Raw genomic sequence first — 16,303 nt, forward strand, 5'->3', positions numbered from 1 at the left:
CAATAACACTTTGTGTGGTTTGGCGTTAATATTGCAAAACATTAGTAAAAATTTGCGAATGGAATCGGAAAGATTTTATTGGCTGAAATCTATAAAAAAATCATATGAAAAACTGGGCTATCTTCCTGATTCTTACATTGACTGTACTTTCCTGCAAAAGCAGAAAAGCTCTTAATCAAAATTCTTCTGAGAACGACAGCATCCAGATACAAAACTCATCTCAGAATGATCCTAAAGATGCCAAAAACATTCAGGATCGTCTGACTTTTTATGAAAATATATTGCTGCATCCTAAATTTGAACATATAAAAATCAATAGTAAGATTACAGCAAGCGATTTGAGGGTAAGTCCGCTTGATGCCGTAATTTATATTGAAAGCGACAAAAAAATATGGTCAAACATTACGTTTTTAATCATTCCTGCAGCGAGAGCGATCATTACTCCTGAAGGAATAAAGGCGATGGACAGATACAATAAAAACTATATCGATTCTGATTTTGATTACCTAAACAATCTTCTGAACGTAAATTTTATTGATTATAAAACTTTAGAGAAACTATTGATGGGACGCACATTTATGCATATCACCAACAGTAATTCTAAAATTGTGAAAAATTCTGAAGGATATCAGCTGACTTCGATTACCAATCAGAAAATCGTTACCAACGAAGTTACAAGAGAATACAAAGTAGAGATGCAATACACCGAGGATTTCAATTTAAACTGGGTAAAATTGCAGGACGTAAAATCCAACGATGCCATTGAAATCGTATATGAAAACTGGGAAACCTTTCCGAATGAAGTGAAGCTGCCGAAAAATGTTAAAATAATTATAAAAGGTTCCAAAACAAGCCAAATTTTACTGGAAAACACGAAATTTGACTTTTCGAGGATGGAAACACCTTATTCTGTTCCAGCCAATTATAAGAAAATTGATATTAAATGATTAAAAAAATTAGCTTTTTAATAGGCATTTTGGTGTTCGGTTTACAATTTGGCCAACAAAATAAAGAACAGCTGCAAAAGCAAAATGCTGACCTAAAAAAACAGATCGCCCAGATAAATTCAGATTTGGCAAAAACCAGAAACGAATCTAAATTATCGATATCATATCTGAATAACGTTAATAAAAAATTAGCGCTTAGAGAAAAGGTTTACAACAATACCCAGAAAGAAAAAAGGTTCATCGAGGATGAAATTTATCTTCGTCAATTGGAAATTAACAGACAAAACCGGGAGCTTGCCGTTTTAAGAAAAAACTACGCTCAGGTTTTGGTAAATGCATATAAAAATAAAGGAGTACAAAATAAAGTAACCTTCATACTGTCATCCAAAAGTTTAGGAGAAGCTTTACGAAGAGTACAGTATTTAAAACAATATTCAGATTATCAGGATAAAAAAGCTGCTGAAATAACAACAGCTGCTGTTGCGCTTAAAAAATCGATCGAGCAGAAAAAGAGATCGGCAACAGAGAAAGAAAACCTTTTAGTGAATCAGAAAAAAGATTTAACAACGATCAATGTAGAGCGTACTCAGAAAGAACAGCTGGTAACAGATTTCAAGAAAAACGAAACCAAACTTACTGCCGATCTTAAACAAAAGCAAGCCCAGTCTAAATCTTTAGAAAAACAGATAAGAGCCATTATCGCTGAAGAAATAAGAATTGCTAAAGCTGAAGAAGAAAACAGAAGAAAAGCGGAAGCAGAAAAAATACGTCTGGCAAAAATAGCAGCAGACCGAGAGAAAGCAAAAATAGAAGCTGAAGCAAAAGCACGTGCAGAAGCTTTGGAAAGAGAAAGAAAACTGGCTGAAGCAGAAGCCAAAAAAGCAGCAGAACTGGTTGCAAAAAGAGAAGAAGAGGAAAGAAAAAGAAATGAAGAGGCAGCAAGAAGCGAAGCAAGTGCAAAAGACGAAGCCCGAAAAATTGCCGCTAAAAAGGCATCTGAAGAAGCTGCATTGCGAGCTAAAGAAGCCACTGCAAAACTAAACGCTGCAAAAGCTGCAGAAGAAGCTTTGGAAAAGAAAAAAGAAAGCGATAAAAAAGCAGCAGAAACGAAAGCAATGACCAATTATGGAGTATCTGCTCCAGCTGCAGGAAGTAATTTTGCATCAAACAGAGGTAGAATTTCTATGCCTGCGCAAGGAACGATCACTCACAGATTCGGAAGACAGCAACATCCTGTGTTTAAATCTATTTGGGAAGAAAATAACGGGATCAAGATATCTGTAGCAAAAGGAACGTCTGCAAGAGCAGTTTTCCCAGGAGTTGTTTCTCAGGTAATTCCTTCAGCAGACGGTACAAGAACGGTAATGGTAAAACATGGCGATTATTTTACGATCTATTCAAATCTTAGCAGTACAACGGTTTCTAAAAATCAGCAGGTATCTGCAGGAACGGTAGTTGGAGCTGTAGCTCAGGATTTTGACGGTACTTATACCCTTGATTTCCAGATCTGGAACGGAAATAATGCAGTTGACCCTTTAGGTTGGGTTTCATATTAAAAAAAGATTAACTTTGCAAAAATTTTAGAAATGTATACATTAACAATACTTGCCTTATCTTGGCAGCACATCCTTATCGTTGCCATTATTCTTTTATTACTTTTCGGAGGTAAAAAAATCCCTGAATTGATGAGAGGAATGGGTTCTGGAATTAAAGAATTTAAAGATGCTATCAAAGAAGAAGACAAACCTGAAGCAAAGACAACCGAAAACACTTCTTCAAACAACAATACAAACAGCAACTTATAATTCTTCAATTTTAAATGAATTTCACCGATACTGCCTGGAAGATCTTCAACCAATCAATTGAAGATTATCATATATTAGACAGCGTTGAAACACCTGTGAAAAACCMTTTTGAAGTAGATACTTTGGAACGGATTTTGTATGCTAAAAACTGGATTGATACCGTTCAATGGCATTTGGAAGATATTATTAGAGATGAAAACATAGACCCTGTAAATGCTCTTCAGCTAAAGAGAACAATAGATGCTTCAAATCAAAAAAGGACTGATTTGGTGGAGTTTATAGACAGTTGGTTTTTAGATAAATATAAAAATATTACTCCCAAACCTGATGCAAAAATAAATACAGAAACTCCAGCTTGGGCTGTTGACAGATTATCTATTTTGGCACTGAAGGTTTATCATATGTCGTTAGAAGCTAACAGAGAATCTGCTTCGGAGGAGCATCGTTTGAATTGCCAGGCAAAATTAGATGTGTTGCTTACCCAGAAAGAAGATTTGTCAACTTCAATTATTCAATTGCTTACAGATATTGAAAACGGTGATGTTAAGATGAAAGTGTACAAACAAATGAAAATGTACAACGATGAAAGTCTTAACCCAATCCTTTACCAAAAGGAGCAAAAATGAGACGACTACTTTTTCTAGGATTACTGTTATTAATCACTTCTTCCTGTGCCTCTGAAAAGCTGAATTTATCGCCTTTATCAAACACATTTTCAAGTGATTCTAAATCTGCTGATTCTGAAAATTCAAAAAGTATAAGTGTCAATATTACCGAAAATGTAAATGCTTCGGAGATCACCAATCTGATATCTACCTTTCCTAAATTTACAAATACTGCCGTAAACGAAGAAGTAAGCAGCTTGAAATATACTCTTCAGAATTATCTTTATGCAATATCATCTGGTAATTCTTCAGGTAAAAATAAAACCATCAGAAATCTGGAAAAATCTTATAAAAACATTCAAAAGCTAAGAAAGTATCTGAAGAAAGATGAAGATGAAGTGCTCAACAGATATTTGGTAAGACTAAAAACTAACGTTACCGTAATAGAAGATTCTGTAAACGGAAAAAAATAAACAAAACAATTCAATGATTAAAATTCAGGCGGAAGCTAATGTTCCTACAGAACACGGTAATTTCCGAATGATCGCTTTCTCGGAAGATGAAAATGACTGGATGCCGCACATGGCAGTAATCGCAGAAAACACAGATTTTTCTCAGCCTGTGAATGTACGTTTTCATTCTGAATGCATTACCGGAGAAGTTTTCCATTCAAAAAAATGTGAATGCGGACAGCAGCTTGATGCAGCAATGAAATATATGCACGAAAACGGCGGAATCATTATTTATCTTCGCCAGGAAGGCAGAAATATAGGAATCATCAATAAGCTAAAAGCATATTCTCTCCAGGAAAAAGGTTTTGATACGGTACAGGCAAATCTTGAGCTTGGCTTACCTGCAGATGACAGAAATTTTGGCATTGCCATCGAAATCCTGACCCAGCTTAAAGTAGAAAATATCAACCTTTTAACAAACAACCCTGAAAAAGTAAAATTTGTAAAGGACAGCAACATTCATCTCAACTCAAGAATTCCGTTGCAAATTCCCGCAAATGAAAACAGCAAAGGATATTTACAGACAAAAAAAGATTTCTTCGGTCATTTTTTAGATGATCAGAAATAATTTTAAACAAATAAATCAAAAGCGCCGAAAATAAATTTCCGGCGCTTTTTTATTATAAAAATTTGAAAAGATTTTCTTAATTAGTATTTAATAACTTTTGAATCGTTAATTTTAAAATACTTGATAACCGCATTGTAATCACTGTAATCAACAGGAGGAGTAGCATTTTTATTTAAAAAATCTGCAGGAACTAAAACAATTCTGAATGTTTGATTATTTAAAAATTGCGGAGTTGTTGCAATATCATAATTTGCTCCGATGTAAATTTGAACATCATTTTTAGTGAAATCAAAATCATAATCAATTTCATTTCCGTTGCTAAAATATACTGTTTTAGGTATTTGTTCCCAAACATCATTGGTTCCGGATGTATCTTTTAATCTGTAAACCAAAGCCATATCAGAATCCAACATACTGATCGACTGGTTGATAAAATATTGATCGGTTGAGCTATTATATTGGAAATTTCTTGTAATCTCAATAACTCCTGCAATGGTGTCATTATCTACATATTGTACATCATCATCGTTATCACAGCTCACAGTAAATACACTGACAAATGCAAGCATTATAAATGGAATAATTTTTTTCATTTTAAATAAGTTTAATATTACTAAAGGCGGAATCAAAACATATACCAAAAATCACAAAAACTTTGGTATTCATCATTTTTTTAATCGTATTTTTGTTCATATTCAAAAATCATGAAGAAATTAGTTTTTAATTTTCTCTTAGTTACCATTTTATTCAGTTTAAATCTTTCGGCGCAATATCAGCCAAAAGATATTTCAAAACAGGATCTCAAAAAAGCAAAAGAATGGGTAAACCAAACCTACAACAGTCTTTCACAGGATGAAAAACTGGGTCAGCTTTTCATTGTTGCGCTTTACACCAATAAAGACGAAAACCACATCAATCAAATAAGAAACATTGTTGTAAACGATAAAATCGGCGGATTGATCTTAATGCAGGATGATGCCGCAAGAGAAATTAATCTGGTAAATGAATTTCAGCAAAAATCTAAAGTACCATTAATGATCGGAATGGATGCTGAATGGGGACTTTACCAAAGAATCAACACTGCTCACAAATTTCCGTGGGCAATGACTTTGGGAGCGATTCAGGATAAAAATCTGATTTATCAAATGGCAGCAAAAATTGCCGAAGACTGCAAAAGAATGGGCATCAACTGGGATTTTGCACCTGTTGTCGATGTAAATACAAATCCCAATAACCCGATTATCGGGAACAGAAGCTTTGGTTCTGAAGTTTCAAATGTTACCCAATCTGCATTGTTTTATGCAAATGGTTTGCAAGACCACAATATTCTTGCTGCCATCAAACATTTTCCGGGACACGGCGACACCAACACTGATTCTCACCTTGATCTTCCCGTAGTTTCTCACAATCTGGAAAGATTAAACAAAATAGAATTGGCGCCTTTCAAAGCCTTAATGAATAAAGGAATTGGCGGTGTAATGGTTGCCCATCTATACGTTCCAAGCCTGGAATCGGGAAAAGGAATTCCTGCTTCGATTTCAAAAAATATTATCACAGGATTATTAAAAGAAAAGCTTGATTATAAAGGTTTAATTATTACCGATGCTTTAAACATGGGCGCTGTAGCCAATAAATACAAACCGGGCGAACTCGATGCTTTAGCATTTAAAGCAGGAAATGACATCATGCTTTTTTCACAAGGTGTTTCAGAAGGGAAAAAACTCATCCAGAAAGCTATCGACAAAGGAGAAATTTCTCAATCGAGAGTGGAAGAAAGCGTAAAAAAGATTTTATTAACCAAATATTTTTTGGGTTTAAACGAATACACTCCCAAAAATCCTGAAAATGTAAATTATGACCTCAATAATGATTCGCATACAAAACTGGTTCAAAATCTTTACTCTAATGCTTTGACGTTATTAAAAGACAAGAAGAAATTGCTTCCGTTAAATTTTAATACGACATATTATTACGTTCCTTTGGAAGAAGCTCCTTATCAGACTTTTGAAAACAGGTTAAAATTAGATGCTAAATTAATCATCAAAAAGGCTTCAGAAATCAATACCATTCCGGCAAACTCAACGGTAATTGTAGGTTTTCATAAAGATAATTCCACCGCTTACAAACCTTATAAAATTTCCGCAGAATCTAAAAAGGTTTTATCTGATTTAACTAAAAATCAAAATATCATTCTAAATATTTTCGGAAGCGCATATGCATTGAAAGACATTGATATTTCTAAAGTTTCCACCGTTTTGGTATCTTACGAAAACAACGATGATTCAATGACGGCAACTGCAGATGCGTTCCGTGGAAAAACCAAAATCTCGGGGAAACTCCCAGTTTTGGTCAACGAAAAATTAAAACCGGGAATGGGGATTACCTTAGATCCATTTAAGTTTTCAACATCAACAGAATTCACCACTTCAAAATAAAAAAATAATACGAATGAAGATTAATTTTAAAATTATTACAATTCTCTTTTTATTATTTGCTTATAATTTAGAAGCTCAAATTTTTATAGCAAAATTACATTTTCTTGACGGTACTGTAAGAAGTGGTAAAGCTGATGCTGCACTAAATGGCGAATCTAAACTTCTATTTAAAGAAAATGGCTCTAAGAAAAAAGAAAAAATAAAGGTTCAATTACTTGACAAAATAGAATATCTTGATACCAAAACTAACGAAACCATAACACTAGAATTGAAAGAATTTATTTATTATGTATTTTCAGATAAACCAAAAACTGAATACATTTGGATGAGAAAAATATCCGATGGTGTCATTTCAACATATGTTTCTGATAGTTTTGATGGAGGTATTAGAAATAATATCTATTATATTACAGTTACACCTTCTATGCTGACCAATTATTTTTTCCAATACAAAAATGAAAAACCTGTAATGGTCTATTTTATCAACAGTACCTGGACGCCTAATAAAAAAAGTTTAGTTAAAAGACACGTAAAAAACTTCTTCAAAGATAAATGCCCTCAGTTAGTCAGTGATTTTGAAAGTGGAAAACTACAAATTACAGATCATAAAGTAGATGTGCTTATTAAATATTATGAGGAAAATTGCTTACAGCAATTAAAATAATTTTATTAGACACTTTCCATCTTATAATGGCAGTTTCTATTGATAAAAAATAAAATTTAACAAACAAGAAGCTTTAACTTCTTTAAATAAAAATAAGAGATGAAAATAGGCATACTTTGCTACCCAACATACGGCGGAAGCGGAATCGTGGCAACAGAACTCGGGATGTCTTTGGCAAATAAAGGCTACGAAGTACATTTTATCAGTTCTGCTCTTCCTGCAAGATTAGATATTACCAATCCCAATATTTTCTTTCATAAGGTAAATGTTCAGACTTACCCTCTTTTTCAATATCAACCTTATGATATTGCGTTGAGCTCGATGATTTACCGTGTTGTGAATTTATATAAATTAGATTTGCTTCACGCTCATTATGCCATTCCTTATGCATATGCAGCTTTTACGGCAAAGCAAATGTTAAAGGAAGACAACAACGATATTCCTTTGGTGACTACACTTCACGGTACAGATATTACTTTGGTGGGTCAACATCCTAGCTATAAACATGCGGTAGAATTTTCAATCAATAAATCGGATGCCATTACTTCAGTTTCCGAAAGCCTGAAAAAAGATACATTGCAGTTTTTCAATATCAAAAAAGAGATTCAGGTGATTACCAATTTTATTGATAATTCTGAATTTGACGACTGCAACGAGTGCCAAAGAACACAGTTTGCCAATCCTGACGAAAAAATATTAATCCACGTTTCCAATCTGCGTCCTGTAAAACGTGTAGATGAAGTTTTACAAATCTTTAAAAACGTAGAAAAGAAAGTAAAATCTAAGCTGATCATCATCGGCGAAGGTCCCGACATGGAAAAGGTAAATCAGTTTTTAGAAGAAAATCCAGACCTCATTTCAAAAATCCGATTACTAGGAAAAGTAAATGATCTGTATAGAATTCTACAGCTTTCAGACGTATTTTTGCTTCCTTCCGAACAGGAAAGCTTCGGTTTGGCAGCTTTAGAAGCAATGGCAGCCTACACTCCGGTAATCAGCTCAAACGCAGGCGGAATTCCTGAAGTAAACATTCAAGGGGAAACCGGATTTTTAGCAGAAATCGGTAACGTGGAAGCAATGAGTAATTATTGCATCAAACTTCTTAGCAACGACGAACTTTTAGCACAAATGAAGATTAATGCTAAAGAACAAGCCGTAAGATTTGATCTGAAAAACATCCTTCCTATTTATGAGGAAATGTATAAAACTACAATTGCGAATTTTAAAAAAGAGCCGGCAAAAGCCTAAAATAGGTTTCTAAATAAAACTAAAAGTCAGGGTAATTTCTCTGACTTTTTTTGTTTATTTTTTTGAAAATATCTAAATTAAATACATCGTTTGGGATTAAAAAAATTATTGAGTTATTTCAGTTCAGCTCCTTCGGAGCTGAACCTTTTGTAGAAAACATTAGTCAGTCTGCGAATTGCGGCGCTCCGGAGGAGCGCTAYCTTTGTAACAACCTGTCTTGCAAAGTAGTGAGCTCCGGAGGAGCGACACAAAAATCCATAAAAAAAATTAATCTAAAAAAAATCACTACATTAGTTGTAACACAAAACCACAACTGATGAACGAAAAATTACTTCAATACCTTTGGAATTTTAAAATTTTCACTCACTTCAACTTCAGAGATACCGACGGGAATGCTATCGAAATATTAGATTTCGGGAAATGGAATACTGATTCTGGCCCGGATTTTCTGATGGCAAAAATTAAAACCAAAAGCCTTATTCTTGCAGGAAATATAGAGCTTCATGTAAAATCTTCTGACTGGATTTTTCATCAGCATGCAAAAGATCCGAATTATCAGAACATCATCTTGCATGTCGTTTTTCAGAACGATATTGATATTGCAGAGTTAAAAAACCTGAATATTCCGACATTGGAATTAAAAGATCACATCGATAAAAATATTTTCCAAAAGTATGAGAATCTGTTGAAGGAAAATCAGTTTATTCCATGTGAAAAGGTTTTCAGCGCTGCAAAAATCCCGGTTAACTTTCATGAAGAAAATCTGCTTAAAAAATTAGAAGAAAAATCTTTAGAAATAGAAGCAGATCTGCACCGCCACAAAAATAATTATGAAGCTGTGATGTTTCATTACCTCGCATATTCTTTCGGTTTAAAAGTAAATGCTTCAATATTTAAGCAAATTGCGGAAAGTATTGATTTTAGCATCATTAATAAGATCCGGCAAAATAAACTGCAGCTTGAAGCCTTATTTTTCGGAATTTCTGGTTGGCTCGAAAATCCACAAGATTCGCAGATGAAAATATGGAAAAGAGAATTTGATTTTATTAAAGCTAAATACAATATTTCAGAGATTAAAATTCATCCCAAATTTCTTCGGTTACGACCGCCAAATTTCCCTACAATCCGTTTATCACAACTTGCCGAACTTTATTTTCAACATCAAAATTTATTTTCAAAAATTATTTCTGCAGAAAGCACAACGAAGTTAATTGAAATTTTCAAAGACATCAATGCTTCAGAATATTGGAATAACCATTTCAATTTCGGAAAAACATCTTCTATAAACCAGCCAAAAATTGTAACAAAAGATTTCATTGAATTGATTATTTTAAATGCCGTTCTTCCCGTAAAATATACTTATCACAAATACCAGAATGAAAATATCAACGATGAGATCCTCAAATTCTACAGCGAAATTCAGCCTGAAAAAAACTCGGTAATTACAGAATGGAAAAAATTAGATGTAAAGATCAAAAATTCTTTAGAAAGTCAAAGTCTTATTTATCATTTTAAAAACTATTGCGAAACAAAAAATTGCTTAAATTGCGGTATCGGATTTAAAATTTTAAAAGAATCTTAAAAAATGTTTGATAATCTACGCCATAAAATGGAACGCGAATGGTTCGGAGTTCTCACAAGAATGGGTGCTAAACTGGGAATTCCGGTTTCTAAACTGAGAGTTTTCTTTATTTATTCTACGTTTGCAACGGCAGGTTTTTTCTTTTTAATCTATCTTGGTCTGGCTTTTACTCTTTGGATTAAAGATATTTTTGTCACCAGAAGACCAAGTGTTTTCGACCTTTAATTATGGAATTTTTGCAGGTTACTTCGCCCGATGATTATCGTGTGCAACAGATTTTCAATGCTTATACAACGTCTTTTCCTGAAGATGAGAGACGTGATTGGTACAAATTTGTACAATTATTTGAGCATCCGAATGTGAAAGTAATTTCTGTTTTAAATCAATCCGAAAACATTGGTTATCTTATCGTTTGGGAACTGAGTAACTATACTTTTGTGGAACATTTCGAAGTTTTCCCGGAATTCAGAAATCAAAAGTTAGGTTCTTATATTACAGATTATTTGTTTAAAAATCACCCCAGAATTATTTTGGAAATAGAGCCTGAACAATTGAACGAAGATGCTAAACGACGTTTTTCGTTTTACCAGAGAAACGGCTTTAATCTGATTGACGAAATGTATGTGCAGCCAAGTTATGGTGAAGGTAAAAAAAGCCTTCAGCTCTGGCTTCTTGCCAATTATCTACCGGAAAATTTAAAGGAAGTGAAGGATGAAATTTATGATATTGTTTATCATTAAAATATAAAGTTTTTACTTTGGATTCTTTCCCACAGATTTCGCAGATTTTCACAGATGATTATGTGAATTTTTTATCAAATAAAATCTGTGAAAATCCGTGAAATCTGTGGGAGTAAAAAAGAATCATTTTGAGCATAAAAAACTTTGCACAAACATTCTCATTTTTCCTCAGCAGTATTATTATTTTTCTTAAGCCGGTCAACATACACAGGAAGTACATTATCTAAACCAAACATTACCCTGTTGATATTTTGGGCTTTCACATATGTTCTTATTTCAGGCTTTACGATAAAGCTGAATTCTAAAAACTCCGAAATTCTTTCGGCAGGAATGTCTTCTTTTACAAAATATTCATCATCAATTCTCTTTCTGATCCAGGCAATATCAAGCTGTATATCTTCATATTTATACCATCTTTTCTGCCTTCTTGATTTTCCGCTTACCAAATCATAAATACTCTGAATATTAAGGTTACCGAAAGCTGCTGCTAACAAAACCTGCTTTACTTCAGCCGGAGTTTCACGAGGTTTCTCAGGAGATTTCGGAAGACCAATTGCTTTCTGAAGCTGTTCCTTTTTATCGATTTTAGTCAACTTTTTTGAATCTTTAGTGAGATCACCGGTTGTGGAAATTATTTCTACCTCTTCAATTTCTTCAGGGATTCTTACCAAAACCACATTCATTGGAGATTTTGGATCAATAACTTTTTTTGATGCTCTTTCGTAACCTTTTTTTATAAATCTGATCTCATCTTTTTCTGAACCTTCAATAGAAAATTCGCCCTGAGAATTGCTGTAAACTTTTTGATCATTGGAAATATTCACAATCAAAACCGAAGTAACAATCATATCATTCTCGCTCAAAGTTTTTCCTGATATTTTCTGCTGACCAAAAGAATATATGGTAAGAAAAAAGAAAAATACAGTAAAATTTTTTCTCATCGTTTGTGCTTATTTTTGAGTTTGAGGAGCTCGGTAGGAAGAAATCTGCATCAAAACCGCCCTTTGAAATCTCATCAGATCGGCATCGCTTACAAAGCCGTATTTCAAGATTTTCTGCCTTTCAAATCCGCCTGCAAGAACGTAGTTGATAAAATGGTTGATAAAAGGTTTTTCTATTTTTAAGTCTGTAAAATATTGATCTCCTAAAGCATAAGCAAGATAATTTGCCAGATCCAGATCATCCCATTTGTTTTTCACTTTTCCAATCGAAAAACCCTGCCCTTTTGGCTGTACAAATTCACCGGGTCTTGCCGCTAAAATTCTTGGATCAGATTTTTGTTTAAGATAATTATTAATCTCAGCTTTCAGTTTCTGAACTTTTACCGGTTGGTTTAGCGTTTTAGAATCTATTTTAAGATCACCGCTGAGACCTTTCTTTATTTCAACTTCGGCAATCAGTTCTGCAGCTCTCAGCAACTGTACATTCATTGGTGATTCTACATTTTCTTTAGAAACTTTCAGATCTTTTCTTTCAAAACCGTTTTTAAAAAACCTGAGAATATCGCCTTGCCTTCCGGAAATCATAAAGTGACCGTCTCTGTTGGTAAGCACCTGCTCATCAGTACGTATATTGATAACCGTCACATTGGGAACTTCAGACAGCTCTTCAGATGAAATCTTTCCAAAAATATAATTTTGGGCATTCATTTGAATGAAAGAAATAAATGATAAAATAAAGAGTAGTTTAAATTTCACAGACTATTGTTTTATTAAACAAAACTAAAGTTATTTTTCATTATTGCAGCAAGTTTAACCAGAGTTAACGGCTTTTAATATTTTTTTTGAATTTAAAGTTCAAAACTGTTAAAATATCAGCTTAAATTTGTTAAATTTTCAATTAAATTTTATCTAAATTGCATAAAATCTTTTGCCAAAAATGTCTAATTCTTATACAGTAATCAACGCTTCAGCAGGTTCCGGAAAAACTTATGCTCTTGTACAGCGACTTCTGATGATTTGCCTGAGATACCCGAATCAGCATCAATCGATCAGAAATATTTTGGCATTGACGTTTACAAACAAAGCCGCCAACGAAATGAAAGAAAGAATTCTTTCGTGGCTCAATAAATTTACCGAAAATAATTATACTGAAAATAATGATTTAAAAAACATTCAGAAAATTTTTGAGGCTGAAGGTCTGAAAATAACGATTGATGAACTTCATCACCGTTCAAAAAAACTTCTGGATTATATTCTTCACAATTATTCTACGTTGAATATCGGAACGATTGACCGTTTCAATTCTCGGTTGGTACGAAGTTTTTCTTATGAATTGGGTCTGGCGAAAAATTTTAATCTCGAAATTGATGCAGAACCGTTTCTGATTGAAGCCGTTGATAAAATGCTTGATCAGATCGGGGAAAATGAGAATATCTCTAACTCGTTTATGGATTATGTGGATTACAGCCTGGAAAATAACGAGAGAATTAATCTCAACAAAAATCTTTACGATTCTGCGAAAGAATTTGTAAAAGATATTCACTATGAGCATCTCAAAAATAATAAAGAATTTGACGATGCAAATTATGAAAACATCAAAAATACTTTACGAAAAGATATTACGCTCAACAAAAAGCAGTCATTAGAATTAGCTTTAGCTTCCATTGAATTATTTAAATCAAGAAATATTGAGATTGAAGATTTCTCGGGTGGAAAAAAGAACGGTTTAGGCTTATTTTTTATAGAAGTTCAAAGATTTTATAAAAAAGAAAGAGATAAATTTCCTTTTCCAACAAATGAAGAATCTGCTCAAAATAATTATTTAAAAGGAACTGCAACAAAATCGAAACATAAAGACACTGAAATTTCAGAAATTCTGGAGCAGCTTCTTGAAAACCGAATGAAACTCATTCTTCTTTTTATTGAAACTCAGAAAAAAGAAAAAATACTTTCCGCTTTGCTACCTTTAAAAGTGAACAAAGATATTCAGGATGAATTGAGAAAAATTGAGGAAGAAAATGATTTAGTTCTGCTTTCAAAATTTAATATTCTGATTAATGAAAATCTTAAAAATGAGCCTTCAGCTTTTATTTATGAAAAAGTAGGTTCACAATTTCAGCATTATTTTTTTGACGAATTTCAGGATACTTCAGAACTTCAGTGGCAAAATTTTGTTCCGTTGAGAGATCACAGTATTTCGACAGAAAATACTTCTTTTACTTTGGTTGGCGATCCGAAACAGAGTATTTACCGTTTTCGTGGCGGCGAAAGTAAACTGATGCTTGATATTATCAACAAAAAAGAATTTACGCCTAAGAAAGCTGAATTATTAGTTCTGAAAGATAATTGGAGAAGTGCTAAAAATATCGTTCAGTTTAATAATGAACTGTATCATTTTCATTCTTTAAACCTTGAAGAAGAGCATCAGCATATTTTTGGAGTGGATGGTGAGCAAAATCCAAAATCAATTATTGACGGAAGAGTAAAAGTAAATCTCATTGAAAATTTGACCAATGAAGATTTCTACAATGATGTTTCCGATAAAATGCAGAAAGATATTCAGGAATGTCTGAATAAYGGATTCAGGTTTTCAGATATTACAATTTTGTGCCGTGGAAATTTTGATATTTTTTCTTATTCACAAAAACTTGGTAACCTGAAAGTCAGTTACAATGGCGAAGAAACCAATATTAAAACGATCTCAGATAAGGGTTTAACTTTAGAATTATCAAATACTTTGAGAGCGGTTGTTGAGTTTCTGAAATGGGGAACCAATCCGAAAAACAAACCTCATCTTATCATGATGATGTTTTATCTCAACAGGCTCGGAAGAATCAACATGCCGGATTTCACTTTAGAAATGAAAGAAATTCTTGCTTTGGAGCAGCATGAAACCATCATTCAATTTATTGAAGAAAAGTATCATTTAAAACTAAAGCAGGATCATTTCCCGAAATTTAATCTTTATAATTTTATTGAATATTACATCAACGAATTTTCGATTGAGCATAAAGAAACCGATTTTCTGCTCAATTTTTTGGAAATGCTTTTCAATTTTACCCAAAACGCAGGAGCAAGTACCAAAGAATTTTTGAAATATTGGGACGAAGAAGCTTCCACTTACACGATTCAAGCTTCTGAAAATATTGACGCCATTCAGATCATGACGATTCACAAAGCAAAAGGATTGGAATTTCCGGTCGTTTTCATTCCGATGATGAATAAAAACCGCGATTCCGAATTCAGCAACTGGTTTGAGACGGATGAAAAATCTGCCTTAAAATCTGTCAACATTAATCAATTCAATAAAAATCTTGAAGTGTATGACGAAGGCATTGAGAAATTTAACCAGGAAAATTCTTACAAAAATCTTGTCGACAGATTGTGTCTGCAATATGTTGCCACAACGCGACCTGTAGAACAGTTGTTTTTTTATCTTCAGAAACAAAATAAGACTTCCAATAATTTAGAAATTTTAGAGTTTATTCAGTCTAAAAATCTTCAGGATCTCGATGAATTTGATTTGTATGAAACTCATCCTGAAATGCTGAAAAAGCAAATCTCTCATAAAAAATCTGAGTTTAAAACCGAAAATATTCAAACCCTGAGAAACGAGCATGAAAATACCAGTTCGATAAAGATTGCAACGCCTTCAAAAAATTATCAGGTAAGAAATGAGAAAGTAAGAATCGGACTTTTTGTGCATGAACTGCTTTCAAAAATCAACACCGAAAAAGACATTGATAAAGTATTGGAAAGCTATGTTCTGGAAGGTCAAATCACGTTGGATGAAAAAGAAAATATTAAAGACGATCTCAGAAATATCATCCATCAATACTCAGAATTTTTTGACGAAAAATGGAAGGTAATTAACGAGAAAGATATTATGATTTCTGAAAGAGGAATGAGTAGAATTTACCGACCCGACCGTATTTTGAAAGGTGATGACGGCTACATTATCGTAGATTTTAAAACAGGAATGGAAACCGAAAAAAATGAAAAACAAATCGAAACCTATAAATCTGTTTTAGAAAATCTGGGAATGAAGGTGATTAAAACGCAGCTGATTTATCTGTAGAGTTTTATTTTACTTTCAATCTCAAAACGGCAAAATATTGAAGTTTAAATCTTAACTATTCAAAACTTTTTAACCATTAAGAATTATTAAGTTTTAAAGATTGATTAAGTTGAGCTTCGCTTTAAGTATTTTGGTAAATAAATCTTTGATTTTTCGCTTAAAAAATTTAAAAGGTTGA

16 protein-coding genes are annotated in these 16,303 nt (G+C 33.1%); 13 read left to right on the plus strand and 3 right to left on the minus strand.

From position 1 onward, the window contains the following. Nucleotides 1–104 precede the first annotated feature (104 nt). The 6 genes from AB4Y90_RS02980 to ribA are packed head-to-tail and all read left to right on the plus strand — an operon-like array spanning nucleotide 105 to nucleotide 4,437. Complete coding sequence (locus tag AB4Y90_RS02980; protein WP_441555849.1) at nucleotides 105–947, plus strand: DUF4292 domain-containing protein; 843 nt, start codon at nucleotides 105–107, stop codon at nucleotides 945–947. Continuing rightward, nucleotides 944–2,503 (plus strand): peptidoglycan DD-metalloendopeptidase family protein, encoded by a 1,560-nt coding sequence (locus AB4Y90_RS02985; protein WP_441555850.1) that lies wholly within the window; start codon nucleotides 944–946, stop codon nucleotides 2,501–2,503. The genes AB4Y90_RS02980 and AB4Y90_RS02985 overlap by 4 nt, the downstream gene beginning before the upstream one ends. Nucleotides 2,504–2,533: 30 nt before the next feature. Beyond that, nucleotides 2,534–2,752 (plus strand): twin-arginine translocase TatA/TatE family subunit, encoded by a 219-nt coding sequence (locus AB4Y90_RS02990; RefSeq protein ID WP_441555852.1) that lies wholly within the window; start codon nucleotides 2,534–2,536, stop codon nucleotides 2,750–2,752. 14 nt (nucleotides 2,753–2,766) lie between these two features. Beyond that, nucleotides 2,767–3,378 carry a DUF4254 domain-containing protein gene (locus AB4Y90_RS02995; protein ID WP_441555853.1) on the plus strand — a complete coding sequence of 204 codons (612 nt, stop codon included), beginning with the start codon at nucleotides 2,767–2,769 and terminating at the stop codon, nucleotides 3,376–3,378. After that, nucleotides 3,375–3,830, plus strand: coding sequence for a hypothetical protein (locus AB4Y90_RS03000; protein WP_441555854.1), 456 nt, complete (start codon nucleotides 3,375–3,377; stop codon nucleotides 3,828–3,830). Before AB4Y90_RS02995 ends, AB4Y90_RS03000 begins: the two co-directional genes overlap by 4 nt. A gap of 13 nt (nucleotides 3,831–3,843) precedes the next feature. After that, entirely contained in the window at nucleotides 3,844–4,437 is a 594-nt protein-coding gene (gene ribA / locus AB4Y90_RS03005; RefSeq protein WP_441555855.1) for a GTP cyclohydrolase II, read from the plus strand. A gap of 80 nt (nucleotides 4,438–4,517) precedes the next feature. Here the strand turns inward: ribA and AB4Y90_RS03010 are convergent, their stop codons facing one another. Then, a complete protein-coding gene (locus tag AB4Y90_RS03010; RefSeq protein ID WP_441555857.1) occupies nucleotides 4,518–5,030 on the minus strand; it encodes a hypothetical protein in 513 nt (170 codons plus the stop codon). 111 nt (nucleotides 5,031–5,141) lie between these two features. Here AB4Y90_RS03010 and AB4Y90_RS03015 point away from each other — a divergent pair, with 111 nt between their 5' ends. The 6 genes from AB4Y90_RS03015 to AB4Y90_RS03040 all read left to right on the plus strand — a co-directional run bounded on the left by AB4Y90_RS03015 (nucleotide 5,142) and on the right by AB4Y90_RS03040 (nucleotide 11,106). Beyond that, nucleotides 5,142–6,872 (plus strand): glycoside hydrolase family 3 protein, encoded by a 1,731-nt coding sequence (locus tag AB4Y90_RS03015; protein WP_441555859.1) that lies wholly within the window; start codon nucleotides 5,142–5,144, stop codon nucleotides 6,870–6,872. Nucleotides 6,873–6,885: 13 nt separating this feature from the next. Next, nucleotides 6,886–7,536: a hypothetical protein gene (locus tag AB4Y90_RS03020; protein ID WP_441555861.1), complete on the plus strand. Its 651-nt coding sequence runs from the start codon at nucleotides 6,886–6,888 to the stop codon at nucleotides 7,534–7,536. 99 nt (nucleotides 7,537–7,635) lie between these two features. Further along, on the plus strand, nucleotides 7,636–8,784 hold the full coding sequence (gene bshA, locus AB4Y90_RS03025; RefSeq protein WP_441555863.1) for an N-acetyl-alpha-D-glucosaminyl L-malate synthase BshA: 1,149 nt from the start codon (nucleotides 7,636–7,638) through the stop codon (nucleotides 8,782–8,784). 316 nt (nucleotides 8,785–9,100) lie between these two features. Next, nucleotides 9,101–10,366: a DUF2851 family protein gene (locus AB4Y90_RS03030; protein ID WP_441555865.1), complete on the plus strand. Its 1,266-nt coding sequence runs from the start codon at nucleotides 9,101–9,103 to the stop codon at nucleotides 10,364–10,366. 3 nt (nucleotides 10,367–10,369) lie between these two features. Further along, nucleotides 10,370–10,591: a PspC family transcriptional regulator gene (locus AB4Y90_RS03035; protein ID WP_441555867.1), complete on the plus strand. Its 222-nt coding sequence runs from the start codon at nucleotides 10,370–10,372 to the stop codon at nucleotides 10,589–10,591. Nucleotides 10,592–10,593: 2 nt separating this feature from the next. Further along, the gene (locus tag AB4Y90_RS03040) at nucleotides 10,594–11,106 is read left to right on the plus strand and encodes a GNAT family N-acetyltransferase (protein WP_441555869.1); all 513 of its coding nucleotides are present in this window, start codon (nucleotides 10,594–10,596) and stop codon (nucleotides 11,104–11,106) included. Between the two features lie 158 nt (nucleotides 11,107–11,264). Here AB4Y90_RS03040 and AB4Y90_RS03045 read toward each other — a convergent pair whose 3' ends face one another. Both AB4Y90_RS03045 and AB4Y90_RS03050 read right to left on the minus strand, forming a co-directional pair. After that, nucleotides 11,265–12,047, minus strand: a complete 783-nt coding sequence (locus tag AB4Y90_RS03045; protein ID WP_441555870.1) for a carboxypeptidase regulatory-like domain-containing protein — start codon at nucleotides 12,045–12,047, stop codon at nucleotides 11,265–11,267. Nucleotides 12,048–12,056: 9 nt separating this feature from the next. Continuing rightward, a complete protein-coding gene (locus tag AB4Y90_RS03050; RefSeq protein ID WP_441555871.1) occupies nucleotides 12,057–12,803 on the minus strand; it encodes a hypothetical protein in 747 nt (248 codons plus the stop codon). 181 nt (nucleotides 12,804–12,984) lie between these two features. Between AB4Y90_RS03050 and AB4Y90_RS03055 the strand changes: the two genes are divergently transcribed. Further along, nucleotides 12,985–16,125, plus strand: a complete 3,141-nt coding sequence (locus tag AB4Y90_RS03055; protein WP_441555872.1) for a UvrD-helicase domain-containing protein — start codon at nucleotides 12,985–12,987, stop codon at nucleotides 16,123–16,125. Nucleotides 16,126–16,303: the final 178 nt, after the last annotated feature.

Source organism: Chryseobacterium sp. 2TAF14 (assembly GCF_052115105.1).
Classification (GTDB): Bacteria; Bacteroidota; Bacteroidia; order Flavobacteriales; family Weeksellaceae; genus Chryseobacterium.

Bases quoted from the DNA above. Each gene is read 5' to 3' on its own strand.
- AB4Y90_RS03030 (WP_441555865.1), top strand. From the start codon at position 9,101: ATGAACGAAAAATTACTTCAATACCTTTGGAATTTTAAAATTTTCACT.
- AB4Y90_RS03045 (WP_441555870.1), bottom strand. From the start codon at position 12,047: ATGAGAAAAAATTTTACTGTATTTTTCTTTTTTCTTACCATATATTCT.
- AB4Y90_RS03020 (WP_441555861.1), top strand. From the start codon at position 6,886: ATGAAGATTAATTTTAAAATTATTACAATTCTCTTTTTATTATTTGCT.
- AB4Y90_RS03010 (WP_441555857.1), bottom strand. From the start codon at position 5,030: ATGAAAAAAATTATTCCATTTATAATGCTTGCATTTGTCAGTGTATTT.
- AB4Y90_RS02990 (WP_441555852.1), top strand. From the start codon at position 2,534: ATGTATACATTAACAATACTTGCCTTATCTTGGCAGCACATCCTTATC.
- AB4Y90_RS02985 (WP_441555850.1), top strand. From the start codon at position 944: ATGATTAAAAAAATTAGCTTTTTAATAGGCATTTTGGTGTTCGGTTTA.
- ribA (WP_441555855.1), top strand. From the start codon at position 3,844: ATGATTAAAATTCAGGCGGAAGCTAATGTTCCTACAGAACACGGTAAT.
- AB4Y90_RS03000 (WP_441555854.1), top strand. From the start codon at position 3,375: ATGAGACGACTACTTTTTCTAGGATTACTGTTATTAATCACTTCTTCC.
- AB4Y90_RS03035 (WP_441555867.1), top strand. From the start codon at position 10,370: ATGTTTGATAATCTACGCCATAAAATGGAACGCGAATGGTTCGGAGTT.
- AB4Y90_RS03015 (WP_441555859.1), top strand. From the start codon at position 5,142: ATGAAGAAATTAGTTTTTAATTTTCTCTTAGTTACCATTTTATTCAGT.
- bshA (WP_441555863.1), top strand. From the start codon at position 7,636: ATGAAAATAGGCATACTTTGCTACCCAACATACGGCGGAAGCGGAATC.
- AB4Y90_RS03040 (WP_441555869.1), top strand. From the start codon at position 10,594: ATGGAATTTTTGCAGGTTACTTCGCCCGATGATTATCGTGTGCAACAG.
- AB4Y90_RS02980 (WP_441555849.1), top strand. From the start codon at position 105: ATGAAAAACTGGGCTATCTTCCTGATTCTTACATTGACTGTACTTTCC.